We start from the raw sequence: 22834 nt of genomic DNA on the forward strand, positions 1-22834 counted from the left end.
TACAAAAAAGTTCTATCCGTTAATTAGATAGAACTCTTTAAACAGAGATCACTATATAAAAATAATAGTGTTATGTAAACAAAATCATAAAGAAAAGCTGTCTNNAGACAGCTTTTCTTTATGATCGTATATTAAAAATTAAACACGAAGTCATCGTCAGATAACTTTTCAACATTCGTCGCTTTTACGTAACCATTTCCTTTTACAGAGAAGAAGTCATGGTTTTTCGTATCAGTACGTAAACCATTTAAAACGATTGGGTTAATTTCTTCTTCTTCAAACTTCGGCTCAAGTCCTAAGTTCATAAGTCCTTTATTCGCATTGTAACGAACGAAACGATTTACATCTTCTACAAGACCGATAGAAGTGTAAATTTCTTCTGTATATGCCATTTCAATTTCATATAGTTTCATTAATAACTCTTGCGTTTCTTTTTGCACTTCTTGTTGATCTTCTGCAGAAAGTTCCGCGAAGATTTGTTGTGCTAAAATACCGACGAATACGCCGTGAATGGACTCATCACGAATTATTAAGTTAATAATTTCGCCACTTGCCGTCAATTTACCTTGGCCAGCTAAGTAAAGTGGATAGAAGAATCCACTATAGAATAAGTAACTTTCTAAGAACACACTTGCTACCATTGCCATGTATAATTCTTTTTTCGTTACTTCAGGCTTTAGTAAACGACGATAGTAACCAGTAACAATACCAGCCTTTTTCTCAAGTAATGGATGGTTATCTACCCATTCAAAAATATCATCAATTTCTTCTTCAGTAGCTAACGTTGTGAAAATATGACTGTAACTCTTCGCATGTACTTCTTCCATAGCGCCCATGAAAGCTAATACACTTTTCGCTTGTAAATTTTCAAGATGAACAAGTACAAGAGGCATCCCTTCGCCACCTTGTTTCGTATCTAAAAGTGTTAAACCACCTAATACACGCTTATAAGCAATTTGCTCTTCTTTTGATAATTGCACCCAAGTATTTTTGTCAGAAGACACTGCGATTTCTTCTTCTGTCCAAAACTGAGCGATGTTTTGCTTCCAAAACATTAAACTAAAATCATCTTCTTTTTTGTTCCAGTTTACCGCACGCATTAAATCGCCCCTTCTCTAAATAAACATGAAAAATTGATAACTAAGCATGAGCAGGGTTCAGAAAAACCCTGCTCATAATGTCTTACTTTTTATATTAAACGGTACAAGCTACGCACTCTTCCACGCTTAACTTACGTGTTCTCGTATAATAAAGACTCTTCAAGCCTTTTTTATGTGCATAAATGTAGTAACGTGCTAATTCACGTGTTGAAATATCACTATTAACGTAAAGAATTGTACTAATTCCTTGGTCAATATGTTCTTGAACTTCTGCAATTAAATCAATTAGTTTAAACTGATTCATATCGTAAGAAGATTTATAGTACCAGAACGTATCTTTTGATAAATACGGCATTGGATAATATGTTGTCGCATTCGCATAAGTTCTTGATTCGATTTGACTTACGATCGGCATTACGCTTGAAGTTGCATTTTGAACGTAACTAATAGATTGTGTAGGAGCAATAGCAAGACGATATGAGTTATATAAACCATTCTTCTGCACTTGCTCTTTTAAACTTGTCCAATCTTCTTTTGTTGGAATATGAATTCCTTCAAATAGTTGCTGAACTTTTTCAGTTACTGGGCTGTAATCTGTCGTTTCATACTTTTCAAAGTATGTACCGTTCGCATAATCAGACTTATCGAAGTCTTTAAATGTCTCGCCTTTTTCTTTAGCGATTTCCATACTTTTCTCAATAGAGTAGTAATTTAACATCATAAAGAATGTACGAGCGAACTCTTTCGCTTCCGCACTTTCATAAGCGATTTTATTTTTGGCTAAATATCCGTGTAAGTTCATTGCACCAAGTCCAACTGAATGAAGCTCATCATTTGCTTTTTTCACAGTTGGTGCATTCGGAATAATCGTCATATCAGAAACAGCTGTTAAAGCTTCCATTCCCGCATGAACTGCTTCACGAATTTCTTTATTTTCCATTACGTTTACAATATTTAACGATCCTAAGTTACAGTTAATATCACGACGGATAATGTCATCTGTACCGTAATCATTTATTTCAGAAGTTTCTTGTAGCTGGAAGATTTCTGTACATAAGTTCGACATCTTCACAGTTCCAATATCCTTCAGTGGATGTTGGTTATTTGCATTTGATTTAAACATTAAGTATGGGTAACCAGACTCGAGCTGAATCATAGCGATTTTAATAAGCATATCACGTGCACTAATATCTAGTGGCTTCTTCTTCACTTTCGGATTGCTCATTAATTCATCGTACATTTCATCAATGTCAATATCATCTAAATGTTTTCCGTATTCTTTATACACCGTATAAGGCGCGAAAACATGGAAAGGTTCGTTTTTCTCAGCAAGTTCAAAGAACTTACTTGGAACGATAATTCCGATTGATAGAGACTGAATACGGCTCTTCTCATCGGCATTTATTTTTTTGGTCAACTCGTCTTCATATTTCTATGAAGGTTGGACTATATCATCAACCTGTAACTGGTTGCCTTGCACTTCGACTGGTACCTATTTCCAGCCTACTCTACTAGCTTTCGTCTAATGACGTGCGTTCGATAGTCTCTACACCTTCTTGAAAGTATTGATAATTAGGAAAGTTATTGGATAGTACTCTATATTTTATCGTATTAGCAGGCACATTAAACGCTCGGCCGGCTTCCGCTAAAGACTCATAGTAAATGGCATTTATAACAATTGGCTTTTTTTGTTTTTCTCTTCCAGAATTATATTGGTTTTTTTGAGCTTTACTCATCTTCATACATGTTTCTTTTGTATGCTTTTTACCTTTACGAGATCTAGACATTTTTTCTTTTGTTTCATCAGTATGTTTTCTACCATGAAATCGTTTAGTAATCTTAGATCTCATATTCTCCATATGTTGAGGTTTATCATACCAATAATTATTAGGCCCAGTATTAATTTCAGAAAGAAATTTTTTTACTTCCTTTGAGTGAGTTTTCCCATACATATGGTTCTTCTCCCCACTCAACGCCCCACCTCTAGCGATAGGATGTCCATTGTAGCAATACTGTTTCCCATAATATTGACTTAGTAAACTTTGCTCTATCTTATGAAGAATGTTCTTATCATCTGGTAACTCGATTATCCCTTTAAACTCAAATTTATTCTCACCATATAAATTCCAGGCTGCTTGTAAATGTTTACTATGATGCCGATTAGCATTCAATTGATTTCTATGAGTTTTAAATCGTACTTTAAAATTATTAGAACTACCAATATAAAACTTCCTATTTTCCTTATTAATTATCAAATAAATTCCACAGTTCATGGAATCTCGCCTCCGGTGAATATAAGATTCCACTTCACCCAAGTAACATTTCTTTCAAGCTTGGCACGGTATTACCTGCTATCCACGTACATGGACCGTAGGCTCTCTTAGTCAGCTTCTTCGTGGGTTCTTTTTCTTTTACCCCTTATTCAACTGATACCGTTAGCCGCTAATGCGACACCCTATTGGTTAGGTTCACAAGGTTTTCTCATACACATTACTGTGTAGAGGGACTACCAATTAATCCAAGAATTCAATAATATCCCAATGGAAAATGTTTAAGTATACTGCGCCGGCACCTTTTCGTTGGCCAAGTTGATTCGCATATGAAAACGAATCTTCAAGCAATTTCATAACAGGTACTACACCACTTGCAGCGTTTTCGATACCTTTAATTTGCTCACCACGTGCGCGTAGCTTAGATAAGTTTAAAGCTACTCCCCCGCCGATTTTTGATAATTGCATTGCAGTATTAATGTTAAAGCCGATTGAATTTAAGCTATCGTCCATCTCTAACAAGAAACAAGACACCATTTCTCCTCTTCTGCTTCTTCCGGCATTTAAAAAGGTTGGTGTCGCTGGTTGATAGTTTTGTTTTACAATCATGCTTGCGAATTGTGTTGCCTTCGCAACATCACCGCGTCCTAAGTATAATGACACAATTGCTACACGATCTTCATAGCTTTCTAAGTATTGCTTTTGATCATTTGTTTTTAAAGCATAATCTTTGTAGAACTTAGATGCTGCCATATAAGATTGGAACTCGAAGTTTTCACCATAAGCGATGTTATATACCTCTTCTACTTCCTCCAAGCTATACTCGTCCAGAACGTTGTAATAGTAATCATGTTCTTTCATATACTCCATTCGCTCTGCCACGCTATTAAAATGAACGGTATTCTCTCTAGCTTCTTCCATAAAGACTTCTAATGCCTCTTTATCTTTATGAAGCTGATAAAAACCGTCCTGCATTTGCGTGATTTCGTTATTCAGTTCAATGTGTCGCAATCTCCCGCACCCTTTCCTTGAAATATTCTACGTCTTTATTTGTTCCAGATAACTCGAATTTTGATACAATAGGTACTTCATATCTGGATGAAATTTTGTCTGCACTTGCACCGAACATGTCTCCCCAGTTACGATTGCCACTTGCAGATACGCCTTTTAATTTGTCATTATTGCGTTCTAAAAAGTCTAAAACACGTTCTGGTACATTGCCAAAACCTGTTGTATACGTAATTAAAATAAAGTCTTCATCTATTACTAGATCTTCATCAATTTGAACGGCCGGCATATTTAATTTGTGAATGAAACGCTTCACGTTTCCTGTCATAGAATCATATGCAACTAACATTTCCGACCCTCCCTCTCCAATCTATATTCTCTGTATGTCGTTTCTTGATTTCTCTATATATTGTATTACGTTTCAAAATAAGACACAAGATGTATGTATAAATTCTTTCTTTTTTTAACTTTTACTTTTCGACATGACAGTCGATTTTTTTCAATACAATGACTATGAAACAACATTCTAAAACTCATGTCAATAAAGTGCTTTTCAAAAAAGTTGTCAACGAATTTAACCTTATTTTTAAAAAAGTTACCAATATATTTTGTCATAAAACGGCAAATGCTGGAGGAATATATTTCTCCAGCATCACGCAAAAAAGAACAGACATTAAACGATAATCTGTTCTAAAAAACGATTACATTTATCAATTTTAATTTATTAAATATTATACATATATTTTCGTTTCTCGTTACATACTGAAAGATAACTATTATAGAAAAAGATTATTATTATGGAACTTCAATTTATTTATGAAAAGATTATTCAGAGTGCTCAATACGCAAAATATCTTTTACAAATATATGGTGTGGATTTTCATCTTTATCAAGCATTGTACATACAGGAGCTTCTTCATCAAAATATACAATCATTCCTTCTACGTACTGATATGTATGTTGAACTTGTACAGTTACTTTAATTTCTATCGCTTCTTCATATGCTCTTTTTATTTTCTGAAGCATCTTTGCTGAACATTTCCGTTTCTCTGGATACATAACCATTCCCATAAATCTATTGCCGGCTCTATCTTTCCACATATAATCCCAATGTGGTAAAATGCCTTGTTTAAAATCGCCCATAATTCTCCTCTCCTTTATCTTCTATTTATGAACGTGGTGTTTCTGAATATGTATAAATTACTTGTCCACCGCGCTGTGCGTTTCCAATAATATGTTTAAAATCTTCTCGATTTACAACAACTTCTCTGAACGTATAAAATACATCTTTCGTTGCAATATACTCCTTTATTTCACCATTCTTCAGCTGATCCAAAATTGTATTTGCTAATTGTTTATCCATGTATTTCACCTCTATGCAATATTCTATTCTATCGTATCTTTGATAGGTCAACAACTGTAAAATTATCCCGCTATTTGCGAGCAGTAAGACTCCCACTCAAAATTCGGCTGAAGCGAAGAAGTTAAGTGGGAGTCGGGCTGCCCGTAAACGCCTGATTGGCGAGGGCTAATAATCAGTGGTGGATGAACAAAACCCCTCTGATTAAAGTTTCACTTTATCCCATTGCTATGCCGTAATTTTATTTTCACTATTTCACAAACGATATCTCTTTACTATATGTCCACTAAATATCATATACTAACATAGCTACTTGTCTATATCAAACATTTCGACATTCAATCATGCAAAACTCCATACCACTATAAAACTCCATACCACTATGCTACAATATATAAATAGAACTAGGAGGGATACTATGATTCGAAAAGCAAAAAAGACAGATGCAAAGGCGATAGCTCCTTTATTGTATAACGCTCTGCACGAAATTGCTGAAAAAATCACTGGTAGCACAGTTGAGGCAGAAGTATTACTAGGACTAGAAACATGGTTCTCAAAAGAGAGCAATCGACTGAGCTACGAAAACTGTTTTGTATACGAACAAGACGGGACTGCAGTCGGAATTATCGTCGCTTATCACGGTAGTGAAGCAACAATACTTGACGCACCAATTGCACATCACTTAAGAAAATTACATAAAGATGAATCCATTACGTTAGAAAAAGAAGCTGAGCTTGATGAGTATTACATTGATACGTTATCAGTTTCAAATGCATACGGCGGAAAAGGCATAGGTTCTCAATTAATTGAAGCTGCTGAAATTCATGCAACTGAACAAATGTATGAAAAAATCGCACTACTTGTTAATTTAGAAAATACACGTGCTTTTTCATTATACGAAAAGCTAGGTTACAAAAAAGATCAAATCGTTATGCTTGTGGGTGAACCTTACGCCCACCTAGTAAAACCATTAAATACAAAGGTTTCTGTATCTTAAAAAGAAAGCACACGATTTATATAAATCGTGTGCTTTTATGTTAAATTCGTATTTAATACATTTCCATTCATCGCCTCATGAAATGTATATGTTGTACATCCCCATGGCTTCCTATGTAAAATAGGAGAACCAGACCAACCCATTGCCCTTAACTCAGTCCCAATCATCGCATTAAAATAATTATGACCTACAAGAGCAATTCGGCCATGCACGAGGGCATAACGGTGTAATATATGAGCCGCTTGCCTTGCTCTCTCTCTTACTTCCTTGTAAGACTCAACATCTTTACGATAACCAAGTATCCATAATGTGCGCCCAATCAACATCCATACATTAGGTTTACATTTCAACCATTTCGGAGCATGAAAACTCGTTGGAACCTCAGCTTCCCTAAAAAGAGAATTTTGCACAAAAGATAAGGAATCTGTTAATTCTGCTGCTGATTGCACAGCACGCCTTTGATTACTCGTTACGACCAATTTTGCTGCTTCCATCGCTTCAATTGTTTCCATTGGTATAGGAGCTTTTGTTGCTATAGTCTGTAAATCATATCGTTTCATCCATTCATGAAATGAAGTAACCGTCATTGGTTCCATAGTACCATCTAAGCGACCATGACGAATAAAAGAAATCCTCATTCTTTCCACTCTCCATTCATCACTTACGAACTCTATTATGTACTATTTCTTATTGCCATCATACCATGCGTAAAAAGAAAGTTATACATTATTACATATCCCCACCACTATCATGTGTTATCGATACGTGCGCACCATCCAATCCGTCAAAATATGTAGTTGTTTCATGATGCCGAATTTTCTTCAACTGTATAGAAGAAAATAAAAATAATATAATCGCTATAAAGCTCCCCACAATTTCAAACATCATTTTACCGCCCCTAATTTAGTAAGTTATTGTACATTTTTATTATACTCCTATATAAAGATATAATCATTTTTACCATGCATCTCCTAACAACGTGTGTTTTCGTATATTTCTTTATAAAAAGTGAATATTTTTTGACTTTTTACTTTGAAAACATTTACAAAACAGGAAACATAGTTCAAAATAAAGGAAACTAAAAAATCCCAAATTATTCTTTTTTGGAAAAACTGTAACAAGGAGAGTTGCTTATGCAGATCGCAGAAACTGGAGATATCATCGAATTTAAAGGTGGCATGCAAGGCCGTGTTCAAAAGGTAAATCAAAACTCTGTTATTGTTGATATAACAATTATGGAGAATTTTAGAGAACTAGATATGGAACCTCTTACAGTTGTAAGTCATAAAAACTATACTGTCATTAACCAAAATGCATAATATAATAGAAAGAAAGGGCCTGNNCAGGCCCTTTCTTTCTATTAACGATTATCAATTGTTTCCGGATATAGATCGTGGTTCATCATGCGGTAGTCTGCCATTTGTTCATACTTCGTTCCTGGGCGACCATAGTTGCAATACGGATCAATTGAAATACCACCACGTGGTGTGAATTTCCCCCATACTTCAATGTAACGTGGATCCATTAATTTAATTAAATCATTCATAATTACGTTCATGCAATCTTCGTGGAAATCACCATGATTACGGAAACTAAATAAATATAACTTTAAAGATTTACTCTCTACCATTCTTTGCTCTGGAATGTAGCTAATATAAATTGTTGCAAAGTCTGGTTGTCCTGTTTTCGGACATAAACTTGTAAATTCAGGACAGTTGAATTTTACAAAATAATCACGGTTTGGATGATTATTATCAAATACCTCTAAAATTTCTGGGCTATATTCAAATAAATATTTTGTATTTTGATTTCCTAGTAATGTTACATCTTTTAAATCTTCATCTAATCTTCCTGCCATTTTAAACATCCCTTCTCGTTATACGCCGCGTTTATTCCCCCATACTAACGCATGAAGCTGAGGCAATACTTTCGCATCATTCATTTCTTTACAATTTACAGCTTTATCAATCAGCCACTCATACTTATCTAATAATTTTTTAATAAGCATTGCATCATCCACTGTTTTCGTATCATCGTTCCCTACTTGTAAGAAGAATGGTACATCCGGATAACGTTCGTGCATCTTAACTGCATATTCAAAGTCATAATCATCAAATACTACTACTTTTAAGCTAATATCTTTTCCTGCTAGTTTCTGAATAACAGAATCTAACTTCTGAAAATCTGTTTTCATTGCCGAACTTGGTGGTTTTGGAGAAATCGTTACCTCATCAATTTGAAGTAACCAATCTTGCCATTTACTCCCTTGCGTTTCGATTGCCGTTCGCATTCCATTCGCTTTTAATATAGAAAGAAGAAACTCAATATTTTTCAGCAATGCCGGATTTCCGCCTGAAATCGTAACATGAGAAAAATTTTCTCCTCCAATTGCAACAAGCTCATTCCAAATATCTTCCGCTGTCATCTGTCTAATTTGATCTTTAGCCGATCCATCCCACGTAAAAGCAGAATCACACCAAGCGCAGCTATAATCACAGCCAGCTGTACGGATAAACATTGTCTTTTGGCCTACAACCATTCCTTCACCTTGAATAGTCGGACCAAATATTTCTAAGACAGGGATTTTACTCATCGAGCATCCACTCCCGTCTTACTTCCGCATAACTAGTCGGCGTCTCAAATAGACGAACAAATTCAACACGAGCTCCTTTATATTCGTTCGCACGATTATCTTTTGTTAATGCTTCTGCCATCTTTTCATAAATCCAAACGACCATATTTTCAGCAGTCGTATTCATTGCAGGTAACGTTTCATTTAAATAACGATGGTCTAAATAAATTTCTATTTCATTTTTCCAAATTTCTTTTATATCTCCAAAGTCAATTGCAAGGCCTATTTCATTTACATATCCACTAATCCCAAATACAACTTTATATGTGTGACCATGTAAGTTTTTACATTTTCCTTCATAACAGTGTAAATGGTGCGCTGCATCAAATGTAAATTCCTTGCTGACCATTACTCTTTTATTATGATATTTAAGTTGTTTACGTTGAATATCCTTGTCCATTTTTTGCAAATTTTCTACGATGCGAAATCCAAAGAAATTATCCATTAGTTGCTCGCTCCTTCGCGTTCTTGTAAGTACGTATCTAATCCTGCTTTACGAAGTTGACATGCTGGACATTCACCGCAACCATCACCAATGATTCCGTTATAACATGTTAATGTTTTTTCTCTAACAAACTCAAATGCACCAAGTTCATCAGATAATTTCCATGTCTCTGCTTTATCAATCCACATAAGTGGTGTATGAATGACAAACGGATAATCCATAGATAAATTTAATGTAACGTTTAACGATTTCACAAATACGTCACGGCAATCTGGATAACCACTAAAATCAGTTTCACATACACCTGTTACAATATGACGTGCTCCAACTTGTTTTGCTAATACAGCAGCGAATGATAAGAATAGTAAATTGCGTCCATCTACAAATGTTGATGGTAATTCACCTTCTTCATGTGTAATCTCCATATCCGTTCTCGTTAACGCATTTGGAGCAAGTTGATTTAATAGACTCATATCTAGTACCGTATGTTTAATTCCTAGCTCTTTCGCAATTTCCGTTGCACAATCAATTTCTAATTTATGACGTTGATTGTAATTAAACGTTACAGCTTCCACTTCTGCAAACTGCTGCATTGCCCAAAATAAACATGTTGTACTATCTTGTCCACCACTAAAAACAACAACTGCTTTTTCTTTTTTCATTTCACTCATTCTCCTTCTCTACTACGAATAAGAAGAAAGAACGTTCTTGAACTGTCACAATAAAAAAACAAAACAATACCCCAGGATATTGTTGTTTCCATAGTTTTTTATAGAGGGAGTTCGCGAACCTCTCCCATGCAGTGCACGGAATTTCTTCTTTCATTGACAAAGCTTATTGTAACATATTGTATACTACCAGAAAAAATTTCTGATTTTTCCGCTATTTATTTTTTCATTTCTTTCATTTTATAGTATGATTAATTTAATGTGAGACGAGAGGAGGCATCCCACTGAAACTCTTTATTATTTATCTCTTTTTAAATATATTATCTATCCTTGTTACAATGCTTGTATATCATTTATTTTGGAATCAAAGAGGGAAACGTTCTCCTAAATTAAATTCAGCTATATTTATTGTGTTATGTTGCATTGCTACCATACTATGCATCACTTTCGCTGCAGAAACAAATTATGGATTTCAATTTGATATGCGTCATATCGTATTAATTATCGGTACATTAACTGGAGGTCCGATTGCTGGTGCTTCTATCTTAACCGTATTAAACATATACCGCTTCTTATTAGGAGGAGTAGGTGTTTTCCCATCCCTTATCGCTTCGGTTCTCCTATTTATCGTTCTACTATTAACATACAAATTGTTTAGCCGAAGTTCTAATCGTATAAAAATAGCACTCGCTATCTTTTACAGTCTCATATTCGGATTTGGCTGGATACCATTTTTCCTTGCAGAGGTTACAAATAAAGCTGATTATATACCGCATATTATCGTATACGAAATATGTACAATAATTGGAACAATCCTTATTTTATATTTGCTACACATATTACAAACGCAAGTTCGTCTCCAAAATGAACTTATGAATGCTGAAAAATTTCATTTAATCGGTGAAATGGCAGCTTCTATCTCTCATGAAATTCGCAATCCCTTAACTTCAACGAAAGGATTTTTGCAACTTTTACAGTCAGATACATGTTCGGAGAAAGAACGAAAATTATATATCGACATAGCCATTAATGGTATCGAACAAGCAAATCATGTTCTTACAGACTACTTAACTTTTGCAAAACCGAGTATTGAAAAAGAACAACAATTACAAGTAGAAGAAGAATTACTTCATGCGTTATCTTTAATTACACCTCTCGCCAATTTAACAAATGTTCGTATACATTACATAAAACAAAGTACATCTTTCTTTATAGCTGGTGAAAAGCAAAAGTTGAACCAATGCTTATTAAATATTTTCAAAAACTGTATTGAGGCAATGCCTAACGGCGGCGACCTTATTCTTACATTAGTTCCAGACCATAAACATATCCAATTATATATAAAAGATACAGGCGTTGGTATGGATCAAGAACAAGTAAAACGGCTCGGGTCACCTTTCTACTCGACGAAAGAAAAAGGAACTGGACTCGGAATGATGGTCGTCTTCAGTGTCATTCAAGCAATGAATGGAAAGATTGATATTATTAGTGAAAAAGGAACAGGTACAACATTCTTATTAACTTTCCCAATCATACAAAAAACGTGATGAAGTTCATCACGTTTTTTCTGTTTCTTCAACTAATTCTGCAAAAGTTTTCACTTTTCCATGTGGTTTTTGATTTTCTTTCCGAGCTTTCCAAGCACGCTCTTCTTCTCGCTTCTTCTTCGCCATACTCTGTTCAACTCCTTCTAACTCTTTCACCAAGTATTATTCCAAAGTAAGACAGGAAACTATGCATAGTTTTTTCTATCCTTTTTGATTATTCACCACACATTCACCGACCTTTGCAGTGAGCTACGCACAAAAAAAGAAGCAGGAAGATCCCCCCGCCCCTCTCATCTTACCGTTGTAGTATTGCATGTTTCGCCTCTTTTAACTGCGTAAGATGTCTTTGTTCATGCAAATCAAGAAATTGAACCCACTGATACAAATTCAAATCATTAAAAATAGGATGCTTTAATCCATTTTCAAATAATTCGTTTTCATCTATGACACTATGCAGCGCGTGTAATAGTTCTTGTCGTGAATGTTCTAGTAATTGAATTCCTTGTTGTTTTTTCATTAAAGTTTCTGTTGGTTTCATTTGCTGAGGAGCTTCTCGTTTATGTGTGCGATCAAGCGTAAGTTGGAGGTCTTTAAATGGAGCCAGTTTTCTTTCTTTTTTTTGTAAAGCATATACAAGGGCAGATGTGACAGATTGTTCAACTAAATGCAAGTGATGTAAAATTTGAATAATACTCCATTTATCACGTCGTGGCTTTACATTCACTTCTGTATCATTTAACATTTCAATTTCTGATAATAGCGTGCTTCGAGTAGACTGTAATGAGTTCACCAAACTTTCTAAACTCACATCCATATTAGATTGAAGCATACTTCTTTCCCCCCTTTTTGTTGGTGAAAAGAGGTGTTCCTTATTCGAAACACCTCTTCAATAATTCTGAATTTTCTTTTATTATCTCATCATTTCCCCATTATGTCGATGTTAAACATGTGAAAAAAGCGCATGTTTTTTTACAATTTTGTGTCGTCAATCGCATGTAACCATGCTTCAATTTCTGTAATAACATTTTTTACACAGCCTTCAGCAAATGGTGATGTTAAATTTGCAACTTCTACTAATTCCAAGAACGATTTACTTCCTCCTTGTTGACAAAGGTTCACATAATCTTCCCACGCCTCTTGTCTATTATCTCTTGCACGTTTCCAAAATTGTAGTGCACAAATTTGAGCAAGCGTGTAATCAATATAATAGAAAGGTGAACTATAAATATGACCTTGACGTTGCCAGAAACCACCACGCTCTAAATAATCGTTATCCTCATAATCACGATGTGGTAAATACTTCTTCTCTATGTTACGCCATGCTGTCTTACGCTCTTCTGGTGATGCTTCAGGGTTTTCATATACATAATGTTGATATTCATCAACAGATACACCATAAGGTAAAAACAGAAGTGCTGAACTTAAGTGAGAGAAGTAATATTTATCTGCATCTTCTTCAAAAAACAACTTCATCCATGGCCATGTAAAGAATTCCATACTCATAGAGTGAATTTCACATGCTTCATATGTTGGCCAATTATATTCTGGAATTTCAAATTTACGACTTTCATATACTTGGAAAGCATGACCCGCTTCATGTGTTAATACGTCAATGTCACCGGATGTTCCATTAAAGTTTGAGAAAATAAATGGCGCTTTATAATTCTCGATATATGTACAATATCCACCGCCAGCTTTTCCTTTTTTTGCAACTAAATCTAATAAATCATTATCTAGCATAAAATTGAAAAACTCATCTGTTTCAGCCGATAACTCTTTATACATCGTTTTCCCATGATTAACAATCCAATCTGCATCTCCTTTTGGAGTTGGATTACCTGTAGCAAACTCAAAGTTTTCATCGTAATATGCTAACTTCTCTACACCGATACGTGCTTGTTGTCTCTTTCTTAATTCCGTCGTAACTGGAACGATATAATCAAGTACTTGCTGACGATAATTCGCCACCATTTCCGCATTATAATCTGTACGGTACATTCTTGCATATCCGAGTTCAACAAAGTTTTTGAAACCTAAAGATTTTGCAATTTGCGTTCTCACTTTAACAAGCTCATCATAAATACGATCTAATTCTTCCTCATTCTCAGCTAAAAATCCGTAGTATGCTTCACTTGCTGCTTTACGTTCGCTTCTTTCTTTCCCTTGCATAAATGGAATAAGCTGTGATAACGTTCTTTCTTCTCCTGCAAAGTCAATTTTTGCAGATGCTAATAACTGTGTATATTGTGAAGACAATTTATTCTCTAATTGCAAATCTTTCACAACTGCATCTGAATATGTTTTTAAATCGCATTCTGCTAGAGCAAATAATTGTCTTCCATAATACTCCTCTAACTCTTCACGGAATGGAGAATTAATTAATGCTTTATAATACTTTGTGCCATATCCTTGTACAACTGGAGAAAATTCATCAAAGAAATCTTGCTCTTTCTTATAAAAAACATCTGTCGTATCAACAGAATGACGAATGTAACAAAGGTTCCCCATTGTACCAAAGTCATTACGAATTTCGTTAATTAAATTGATGACTTGTTTTTGTTCTTCTACCGTTTTTGCGTTATCAAACTTCTCTAAAGCAACAGTAAATTTCTCTTTTAACTCTTCAATATTTGGCCGTTTATATTCATAATCTTTAAATGACATGAATGGGCCTCCTCTCCATTATATGCATCATTACTATAATTCAATGCTTCCTTATAAATCTCCTCTTATTTCCCAGCGAAATGCGGCAGATGCTACCATGGTTATATGTAAACAAAAAAGCCTTGGATTTATTTATCCAAAGCCTCTTTGGAACATATTATTATTTTTCATACTTTCCAATTTTTTTTAGTAGATCAAGTAATTCATCCTTTTCATCTTTCGTTAACATTTCAAAAGACTGATGTATAACTTGCTCATGCCCTGGAAAAATAGAAGCAATAAAGCTTTCTCCAGACTCAGTTAATTGTGCATAAATAACACGTCTATCATTCGGGCATGGAATTCTCTTTACTAGCCCTTTTTTTTCTAGCTTATCTACAACATATGTAATGCTGCCACTAGCTATTAAAATACGCTCACCGATTTGTTGAAGTGGTTGGCCTCCTTTATGATATAGTAGTTCTAATACAGCAAACTCTGTTGGATTTAATCCGTTACTTTGTATGGATTTATTTGTAATATCCATAACAGAACGATGTACACGGGATAATGCAATAAATACTTTTAAAGATTGAGAAATATCTTCTCGTTCATTATTTGATGTCATACAGCTTTCAACCCTTCACTTAAATTCTCCGCAACAAAAAGAAAAGCAACGTAGCACTTCATTACAAATATCGAATGAATAGTCACCCATCCCTTTTTCTTTCCCTAATGTAATGCAAATGATTCTTGAATAAAAACATGACAATTTTAACATAGTTTATATATAATGATAATAAAAAAAAGGAGTACCAAATTTGAAAGTCAAATTACAAAGCATAGTTTTTTACATACTGCTTGTTATATTGCCAACGATAGGAATCGGTGCCACATTTTTTTCGTATCACACTTATCAAATGAATCAGGAAAACAAACAATCTGCTCACACTGTTCTCTTTTTATATAGAGACTATTTAGACCATCACCTTGGTGAAGCTATATCAGCCTTAGAAATGCTCGCAAAAGTCGTAGGGACCGAAACCGGAAATATCAATGGGATTAAACAGATTGTATATGATACGGATGGAAATGATGAACGTTTTTCCGGGCTATATTACGCTACGACGGATGGGATGATTACAATCGCATCGCAACAAGGCGATTCGCCGCCTATTGACGTTTCTGACCGCCGATATATCCAAGATGCATTACAATCTAAGAAAACAACTGTATCGTCAGTTATTACAGATCGCGTTCTTGGACATCAAGCTATTATAATTGCCTCACCAATATTTAATAGGCAAAAAGAACTCTCCGGCTTATTATTAGCAAGTTTACGCTTTGACTACATTTCATCCTCTTTAAATGCTATTAAACCACAATATCATTTCGAAGTGACTGATAAACATGATGTAGTTTTTCTAACCGATGATAATAATGAAACAAGAAATGAGCATCATAGCATGCTTACTACCCCACTCCAAAGATTAAATTGGAAGGTCTCTGTTGCTCCGTTACCTATTGATCAACAAACTTTATACCAGTTAGTTTCAATTGAATGTATAGCTACTTTATTTTTATTGTCTATTATATTTTTACTTGCTCAATATATGTTGTTAAAACGTCAAACAAAACTAGAAAGACAACAAAATGAACTACAAAAAATTGAATTGGTTGGAACTTTCGCAGCTAGTACAGCCCATGAAATTCGTAATCCCCTTACCGGAATTAAAGGACTCGTCGCACTATTAAAAGAGAAATATAAAGAAGAGCAAGATCAGTTCTACTTTTCCATCATTGAACAAGAAATAGAACGAATTAATGAAATTGTAAGCGAATTTCTTATTCTTGGAAAACCAACTGCCATCATTGAACAAACATATGATGTAAGAACGATTCTAAATGAGGTAGCATTGATTATTCAATCAGAGGCGAATCTACATAACATTGTATTCCATTTACATTTGCCAGATCATCCTGTTCATATTCGGTGCTCAAAAGACCATATGAAACAAGTGGTTTTAAACATTACAAAAAATGCAATTGAAGCCATGACTTCTAGTGATACACTAACCATTGTCGTAACAAACAATGAAACACACGCACAATTGCAAATTATAGATACTGGAAAAGGGATTCCAAAACATATTCAAAAACACCTCTTTCATCCGTTCTTTACTAATAAAGATACTGGAACAGGTCTTGGACTTGTCATATGTAAACGAATTGTAGAGATGTACAATGGGCGTATTTTTATTGACAGTATAGAAAACGAAGGAACGACAGTTCATATCGAAATCCCGTTACACATAGTATAATTATCCTTATCCCGAAAGGATAATTATACTTATTTCATAAAACCAGCCACAAGCATTCGCCAAAAATTACTTGATTTCCCTTCATACCCGATTTGAAAAATAGGTACCTTTATAATTGAAAACCATTTCGGTGTTTGTTTTTCCTTATAGCGCTGGTACTGTAAAATAAGCTTGTCCAACTCTTGACTAACTTGAATTGTCTCCATACTATTTAACCCACTTGTTAATCCTAATTGAATCATTTCTTCACGTTTCATATGAATATCACGTGAAAGCTTTTCTAATGTGTACTTCCTTTTTACAGTAAACATCCATATCCCCCTTAGTATACTTCCATGCTCTTCACTTCTCCATTAATCTTTTAACCGCTTAATCATATGTAAATTTGAAGAATCAGAAAATTTAACATTTTCTCCCTGTAATTTACAAATCTTTACCCTCACTTTGAGAATTATTACAAATTATTCTATCTTTGTAAATACATTCGCAATAATAGACATTTTTTTCATCTTCTTTTTTTACAAACACCAATTAAATAACGGATTCTCTATTTTCGACACACTTTTCTTCGACATTTTTTGTTTAATTTATATAAAAAAGCAAAACATAATGATGATTGATAAAGTGAAACTTTAATCAGTGAGGGTGTTGTTTATCCCCCTACTGATTATTAGTCCACACCAATCGGGCGTTTACGGGCAATTTAATCTCCTACCTAACTGCTTTGCTCCAGCCAAATTTTGAGGTGGGAATCTTACTGCCCGCAAATAGCGGGATAAAATAGAAAGGAAATATTTATATGCGCAAATATACAATTGCAGTGCTCATTTTTACTATGTTCTTACCATCCTTCTTGTTTCCGATTCATGCAAATGCTCATACGAATAAAGTAGCCATTGTCATTGATGACTTCGGCAATAATATGAAGGGGACGGATAAAATGTTATCACTTCCCATTCCACTGACTGTTGCTGTTATGCCTTTTCTTCCTTCAACAAAAGAAGACGCAATAGCAGCCCATAAAAAAGGACACGAAGTTATTATACATATGCCAATGGAACCTATTAAAGGTAAAAAAGAATGGCTTGGACCAAAAGCAATCACAACTGATTTAAGTGATGAAGAAATAAACAATCGACTCGAACAAGCGATTCAAGAAGTACCGCATGCAATTGGAATGAACAATCATATGGGGTCAAAAGTAACAGCGGACGAAAGAATTGTACGACTTATACTTGCAGCTTGTAAAAAGCACGGTTTATTTTATTTAGATAGCAAAACAAACCCTAATAGTGTCGTCCCAAGAATCGGAAAAGAATTAGGAGTGCCTATTATTGAAAACCAACTATTTTTTGATGATGTGTATACAGCAGGACATATTTCAAAACAAGCCCAATTACTCATCAGAAAAATTCAAGAAAAAACCATTATGGTAGCTATCGGACATGTTGGGCCTCCAGGTGAAATTACGTCACGTGTTATAGAAACTTCTATTCCTAAAATTCGCGAGCATGCAGACTTTATTTTTTTATCTGATTTAGCATTATCTCCACCTCCTGTTTCAAAATAAGATTCATTACTCACATTAAAGAGGTACCAATCTACATATAACAGATAGGTACCTTCTTTTTAACTTAAATATAATCTACATGACTCACCCTAAAACCTTTTTTCTCTATTTTTTCGATTAATAGCTTTAATCTGTTTTCCTTTAACTCATCTGTTATATTTACAATAACACGGCGAATATATTGATCACCGTTATCTAGCGTAAACATTCCACCGATATTATATGCTTTTAACAATGTCCCAAGTTCTTTAATCGTTCCTTTACAATCTTGTGTTGCAATTGTTAATATATACCCACCCGTCTGCATACCGAATGAATCTTCAATAACATCAAATACATTAGAATGTGTTAAGATACCGACAAATTCACTATAATCATTTAAAACCGATAAAAATGGTAGACGACGAATAACATAAAATGCTCTGAAGAAAGAATCCTTTTCAAAAATAAATGCAGAGGAGTCTTCCAGCATATCTCCTGCACTTAATTTCTCTAAGCCGCTATTGCACTTCTTTTCTAATAAATCTACTTTATAAATAATCCCCATGAATTTCTTCTCATCTTCTGCTAATACAGGGATTGCTCGAAATCCCGTTTCATTCATAATTTGCAAAGCCTCTTCACCGGAATCGTTCATTTTGCAAAAAGTTACTTGCTGTTTTGGCAGAAAATGATATTTAACTCGCAAAATATGTTCCTCCTTACATGTCAACATGTAATCTATATATAATAAGGAGACCTATATTTTATGAGTAAAATTATTTTTAAAACGCTTTCATTTATTTATTGACTTGTAACAGCATCACAAACTTTTTTATATAACAGAACTTTTCGCACCTTTAATCATTAACAACTTTACGTGATAGTTCATTAAATATTCTATACCCTCTAGCCATTTTTTCGCTTCTTCTGGCGTTTTCCCCCACACAATCATGCCATAATTGTGAACAAGAACTACTCCTCCACCTTCAATAAAATTTGGAACACTACTTTCTAATAAATCAGCGAATTTTTTTTCATCTTCTACAATCGGAATGGTCATTTCTGTTATGCCTTCTTTTCCAAAAACACGTTCCACGCTGCGTTTATCAAATGTTACTTCTCCTTCTTTTCCATATAACTCTGATATTAAATGACTATCTACAGTCTGCACTTGTAAAATACATTCTGCACTACTTTTTTTATAAATATCCGCATGCATAAATGATTCAACAGCTGGTTTCTCTTCATTTTCAAAGACTGGCTCACACATGCAATTTACGACAATAAAATCTTCTTCTGAAAATAACCCTTTATCTCTTCCCTCGACATTCACTAAAAATGTTAATGGCTCTTTTGACGTACATAACGATAAACTAATTTTCGTACCATAAAACCAATCACGAAGTGCCAATTCAGACTTCACATCTTTTAATTCATTCCATTTCTTCAGAAAAAATAACATTTCGTCACCCCCGGCGTAATATTCATATAAGGTTCGAATCCTTTTTATGTAAAAGGAATATTTTTTGATTATTCTAAAAATTTAATTGAATTATCACATGAGAATGCTTTTTTGTCAATATGGTTTCACAGCTCTTCTATAAAATGGGCCATTCATATACTTATTGTCCTCTTCATTTCGTACATAAAAAAATACGTTATTCTTCTTATTTAAAGAATAACGTATTTTTCTTATTTTTTATTTCATTATTGCGTTATACAAAAATTGCGCATACTGTTCACGTGTTACGAAGTCATCACCTAAAAAGTTTCCTTTCCCATCGCCTTTTGATATATCATTGTCCGCTAAAGCTTTCACATATCCTTCTGCCCAATGACCAGTTGGTACATCTTTAAAGCTCTCTACACTATTTTTGTTTTCCTTTAACTGGAATACTTTTTGTAGTACTACTGACATTTCATATCGAGTTAATACTCCATCTGGACGGAACTTTCCAGTACCATCTCCTTGCATAATTCCAGCTTGTGCAACTGTAGCAATATCTTGCTCAAACATATGCCCTTTCGTATCCGTAAACAGCTCTTTCTGATCGACTTTACTTTCTAATTTCAGGTACCTTTGTACTAAAGATGCAACTTGTCCACGAGTAATATGATCACCAAATCCAAATTGTCCATTTCCATATCCTTTAAAAATATCTTCTTTCGCTAAATAGTTAATTGCTTTTTCTGACCAGTGACCCTTTGGCACATCTTTAAATTCTACTACTTCTATTTTCTCATCTTCTTTAGATGTATTGTCCTCTTTACCTTCTACTACATTTTGAATAACAGAACCTGTGAAAAATATTCCTGTATCCGCAAATGGGGCTTTAACACCAAATTCATATACTTTCTCACCTGGTGTACTCCACTTCACTGCATCGTTACTATACGTACCACCTTCACTCTTCAAACGAATTTTTGTAGAGATTTTACCATCTTTTTCGTATACAGGTACTTTCACTTCTTTATTTACTTCTGTTTCCTCTAAAAATACTTTTTGATTTTGAACATTGATGTAAGCTGTTTTACTTAGCTCTACAACTGGTCGAACATCACGGATTTCATTTGCAACAAAACTTAGAAATACTAACTTTTTCGAATTGCTAGCTGGTGTTAAGTCTGAAATATAATTTGCTTCTAAATCAAGTTTTTGTAAGTTTACTAGACTTGATAATGGAGTGATATCCTTTAACTCATTGTTAGGTAAGTTTAAAACTTTCAACTGTGTCATCTTACTTAGAGGGGTAACATCTCTTATTTCGTTTTTCCCAATCCATAACTCTTGTAATTGATTCAATTGATCAATGCCTGATAAATCTTTCACTTTATTACGTGTTAATACTAAATCTTTTAACGGCAACGTATAAAGCGGTGTAATATCTTCAATTTGATTTCCTGCTAAAGATAAGTATGTTACATTTTTCAACTTACTTAACGGAGCTACATTTGAAATTTTATTGTTTGCCACATTCAAGTAATCTAATTGTTCCATTTTCGCTAATGGTGCTACATCCTCAATTTGATTTCCTGCTAAATATAAACTTGTAACATTTTTCATTTCCGTTAGTGGTGCAACGTTCGTAATTTTATTATTACTTAAATCAAGAGATTCTAAATTATCCATCTTAACAAGTGGTGTTACATCTACAATTTCATTAGCGCGTAAAGCCAAATGTTTCAATTGCTTTAAGTTCGTAAAGAATGACGGATCTTTTATCTTCGCATTTGCAACTGTTAAAGATTTTAAATTTGGCATATATTTTAATGCACTATAATCAAGAATCTCATTCGTATTTAAAAACAAGTCTTTTACTTGTAATAATTCCTCTTTCGTAATTGGTGTATCTACATCTTTTCTATTAAATACCTTTTTATTAACAAGTTCTCTTAACTTTTTATCTGTTATCATATTTTGACTGTCGACTTGATCATCTGTTCCCGTATTACCTGAATTAGAATTATCATCTGGGTTTTCAGTTTCTTTGTTGCCTAAAGTTGGATCTACAATTTCAAACTGAACTTGATATTTATGGTCATATCCAATAGCCGGAATAAGTATATGCATTTGCATATTATGCTTCTTCTCAAACTCGCCAATTTCAAATTGAACTACTTTCGTTCCATTTTTCCTCTTATCTTCTGACAAAACTTTCACATCATGAAATACACCAGGTTGGTTTTTATCCTCTATTCTAAGATATTGAAAATAATCGCTATCTTGCATTGTTACAGTAACAATTTTTTTCCCGTCTTCAATCGCTACTTTAGGATTTTTTATGTATTGAGAAACCATAGATGGCTCGTCTTTTTGATCCTTATAAATTTTAATCTCAGTATCATACGTGCGATCACTCGCTGCTGCTACCGACTGGTTTGCTTCAATTTTTATTGCTGCTAATGCTGGAGTAGAATACGCAGCAAATGGAATTGCTAATGTTGTTGCTACTACTAGCGCCTTAATATAATTTTTTTTCAAAATAATATCTCCTATCGTATATAATTATTCAATTGATAAAGATTATCAATTACTCACAAATAAATGATAATGAAACTCATTATCATTGTCAATGAGAATATTACATTACATTTATATTTTCAAAGAAAAAAATAAAAAACCCTTTATTCAAAGGGCTTTTTTACTTAATGTATGAAGAATTTCACTTTTTTCCTTCTCATTAATTACACCGATTTTTTGTAAGATATTTGTATACAATACCAGTTTGTTATAAATCCGTTCTGACATATTACCCCTTCTTTCCTCCGACCAACTTTTTTTATATTGGTA

General features: G+C 34.0%; 24 protein-coding genes, 2 pseudogenes and 1 riboswitch. Of the genes and pseudogenes, 5 read left to right on the plus strand and 21 right to left on the minus strand.

Going from position 1 to position 22834, the window contains the following annotated elements:
• Positions 1-131 precede the first annotated feature (131 nt).
• From nrdF to COC96_RS09360, 7 genes and pseudogenes are all read right to left on the minus strand, one after another.
• Entirely contained in the window at positions 132-1100 is a 969-nt protein-coding gene (gene nrdF, locus COC96_RS09325; protein WP_098269138.1) for a class 1b ribonucleoside-diphosphate reductase subunit beta, read from the minus strand.
• Between the two features lie 94 nt (positions 1101-1194).
• A pseudogene (locus COC96_RS09330) lies at positions 1195-2514 on the minus strand (ribonucleoside-diphosphate reductase subunit alpha); the annotation flags it as partial.
• Between the two features lie 97 nt (positions 2515-2611).
• Positions 2612-3373: a group I intron GIY-YIG endonuclease gene (locus COC96_RS09335; RefSeq protein ID WP_098768674.1), complete on the minus strand. Its 762-nt coding sequence runs from the start codon at positions 3371-3373 to the stop codon at positions 2612-2614.
• A gap of 243 nt (positions 3374-3616) precedes the next feature.
• Positions 3617-4381: pseudogene (locus COC96_RS09340) on the minus strand (ribonucleotide reductase N-terminal alpha domain-containing protein); the annotation flags it as partial.
• Entirely contained in the window at positions 4368-4727 is a 360-nt protein-coding gene (gene nrdI, locus COC96_RS09345; protein ID WP_000959446.1) for a class Ib ribonucleoside-diphosphate reductase assembly flavoprotein NrdI, read from the minus strand. The gene nrdI and the pseudogene COC96_RS09340, both read right to left, overlap by 14 nt.
• A 476-nt stretch (positions 4728-5203) precedes the next feature.
• Complete coding sequence (locus COC96_RS09355; protein ID WP_000502199.1) at positions 5204-5521, minus strand: hypothetical protein; 318 nt, start codon at positions 5519-5521, stop codon at positions 5204-5206.
• A 25-nt stretch (positions 5522-5546) separates the two neighbouring features.
• A complete protein-coding gene (locus tag COC96_RS09360) occupies positions 5547-5741 on the minus strand; it encodes an abortive phage infection protein (RefSeq protein ID WP_097903502.1) in 195 nt (64 codons plus the stop codon).
• A gap of 415 nt (positions 5742-6156) precedes the next feature.
• On the opposite strand from COC96_RS09360, the gene COC96_RS09365 reads away from it, so the two are divergent.
• On the plus strand, positions 6157-6735 hold the full coding sequence (locus tag COC96_RS09365) for a GNAT family N-acetyltransferase (protein WP_098768675.1): 579 nt from the start codon (positions 6157-6159) through the stop codon (positions 6733-6735).
• 35 nt (positions 6736-6770) lie between these two features.
• On the opposite strand, the gene COC96_RS09370 is transcribed toward COC96_RS09365, so the two are convergent.
• Both COC96_RS09370 and COC96_RS27520 read right to left on the minus strand, forming a co-directional pair.
• Complete coding sequence (locus COC96_RS09370) at positions 6771-7373, minus strand: histidine phosphatase family protein (protein ID WP_098768676.1); 603 nt, start codon at positions 7371-7373, stop codon at positions 6771-6773.
• Positions 7374-7464: 91 nt separating this feature from the next.
• Positions 7465-7623, minus strand: coding sequence for a hypothetical protein (locus COC96_RS27520; protein ID WP_098768677.1), 159 nt, complete (start codon positions 7621-7623; stop codon positions 7465-7467).
• A gap of 245 nt (positions 7624-7868) precedes the next feature.
• Here COC96_RS27520 and COC96_RS09380 point away from each other — a divergent pair, with 245 nt between their 5' ends.
• Entirely contained in the window at positions 7869-8054 is a 186-nt protein-coding gene (locus COC96_RS09380) for a YkvS family protein (RefSeq protein WP_001165081.1), read from the plus strand.
• 41 nt (positions 8055-8095) lie between these two features.
• Here the strand turns inward: COC96_RS09380 and queF are convergent, their stop codons facing one another.
• From queF to queC, 4 genes are read right to left on the minus strand one after another with little or no spacing between them, the layout of a single operon-like run.
• Positions 8096-8593 carry a preQ(1) synthase gene (gene queF, locus COC96_RS09385; protein ID WP_000918895.1) on the minus strand — a complete coding sequence of 166 codons (498 nt, stop codon included), beginning with the start codon at positions 8591-8593 and terminating at the stop codon, positions 8096-8098.
• Positions 8594-8611: 18 nt separating this feature from the next.
• On the minus strand, positions 8612-9328 hold the full coding sequence (queE, locus tag COC96_RS09390) for a 7-carboxy-7-deazaguanine synthase QueE (protein WP_098269133.1): 717 nt from the start codon (positions 9326-9328) through the stop codon (positions 8612-8614).
• Positions 9321-9812 carry a 6-carboxytetrahydropterin synthase QueD gene (gene queD / locus COC96_RS09395; protein ID WP_000368412.1) on the minus strand — a complete coding sequence of 164 codons (492 nt, stop codon included), beginning with the start codon at positions 9810-9812 and terminating at the stop codon, positions 9321-9323. Before queD ends, queE begins: the two co-directional genes overlap by 8 nt.
• Positions 9812-10474, minus strand: a complete 663-nt coding sequence (gene queC, locus COC96_RS09400) for a 7-cyano-7-deazaguanine synthase QueC (RefSeq protein ID WP_097903497.1) — start codon at positions 10472-10474, stop codon at positions 9812-9814. The genes queD and queC overlap by 1 nt, the downstream gene beginning before the upstream one ends.
• A gap of 93 nt (positions 10475-10567) precedes the next feature.
• A riboswitch (PreQ1 riboswitch) is annotated at positions 10568-10611 on the minus strand.
• A 207-nt stretch (positions 10612-10818) separates the two neighbouring features.
• On the opposite strand from queC, the gene COC96_RS09405 reads away from it, so the two are divergent.
• Positions 10819-12027: an ATP-binding protein gene (locus tag COC96_RS09405; RefSeq protein ID WP_098269132.1), complete on the plus strand. Its 1209-nt coding sequence runs from the start codon at positions 10819-10821 to the stop codon at positions 12025-12027.
• 9 nt (positions 12028-12036) lie between these two features.
• On the opposite strand, the gene COC96_RS27965 is transcribed toward COC96_RS09405, so the two are convergent.
• The 4 genes from COC96_RS27965 to COC96_RS09425 form a co-directional block, all read right to left on the minus strand.
• The gene (locus COC96_RS27965) at positions 12037-12153 is read right to left on the minus strand and encodes a DUF6254 family protein (protein WP_097903495.1); all 117 of its coding nucleotides are present in this window, start codon (positions 12151-12153) and stop codon (positions 12037-12039) included.
• A gap of 169 nt (positions 12154-12322) precedes the next feature.
• Entirely contained in the window at positions 12323-12856 is a 534-nt protein-coding gene (locus COC96_RS09415) for a DinB family protein (RefSeq protein WP_097903494.1), read from the minus strand.
• Positions 12857-12996: 140 nt separating this feature from the next.
• On the minus strand, positions 12997-14691 hold the full coding sequence (locus tag COC96_RS09420; RefSeq protein ID WP_098768678.1) for a M3 family oligoendopeptidase: 1695 nt from the start codon (positions 14689-14691) through the stop codon (positions 12997-12999).
• A 160-nt stretch (positions 14692-14851) separates the two neighbouring features.
• Positions 14852-15298: a MarR family winged helix-turn-helix transcriptional regulator gene (locus COC96_RS09425; protein WP_098269130.1), complete on the minus strand. Its 447-nt coding sequence runs from the start codon at positions 15296-15298 to the stop codon at positions 14852-14854.
• Between the two features lie 193 nt (positions 15299-15491).
• Between COC96_RS09425 and COC96_RS09430 the strand changes: the two genes are divergently transcribed.
• Entirely contained in the window at positions 15492-16991 is a 1500-nt protein-coding gene (locus COC96_RS09430; protein WP_098269129.1) for a DUF3149 domain-containing protein, read from the plus strand.
• Between the two features lie 29 nt (positions 16992-17020).
• Here COC96_RS09430 and COC96_RS09435 read toward each other — a convergent pair whose 3' ends face one another.
• Entirely contained in the window at positions 17021-17302 is a 282-nt protein-coding gene (locus tag COC96_RS09435) for an aspartyl-phosphate phosphatase Spo0E family protein (RefSeq protein ID WP_097903491.1), read from the minus strand.
• A gap of 488 nt (positions 17303-17790) precedes the next feature.
• Here COC96_RS09435 and COC96_RS09440 point away from each other — a divergent pair, with 488 nt between their 5' ends.
• On the plus strand, positions 17791-18561 hold the full coding sequence (locus COC96_RS09440) for a divergent polysaccharide deacetylase family protein (RefSeq protein ID WP_098768679.1): 771 nt from the start codon (positions 17791-17793) through the stop codon (positions 18559-18561).
• A gap of 64 nt (positions 18562-18625) precedes the next feature.
• On the opposite strand, the gene cbpA is transcribed toward COC96_RS09440, so the two are convergent.
• From cbpA to COC96_RS09455, 3 genes are all read right to left on the minus strand, one after another.
• On the minus strand, positions 18626-19249 hold the full coding sequence (gene cbpA, locus COC96_RS09445) for a cyclic di-AMP binding protein CbpA (protein ID WP_097903489.1): 624 nt from the start codon (positions 19247-19249) through the stop codon (positions 18626-18628).
• Between the two features lie 126 nt (positions 19250-19375).
• Complete coding sequence (locus COC96_RS09450; protein WP_097903488.1) at positions 19376-20005, minus strand: class II aldolase/adducin family protein; 630 nt, start codon at positions 20003-20005, stop codon at positions 19376-19378.
• 237 nt (positions 20006-20242) lie between these two features.
• A complete protein-coding gene (locus COC96_RS09455) occupies positions 20243-22525 on the minus strand; it encodes an NEAT domain-containing leucine-rich repeat protein (RefSeq protein ID WP_142339980.1) in 2283 nt (760 codons plus the stop codon).
• Positions 22526-22834: the final 309 nt, after the last annotated feature.

Origin of the sequence: Bacillus cereus, assembly GCF_002577405.1 — a bacterium.
In the GTDB taxonomy this organism is placed as follows: Bacteria; Bacillota; Bacilli; order Bacillales; family Bacillaceae_G; genus Bacillus_A; species Bacillus_A cereus_AU.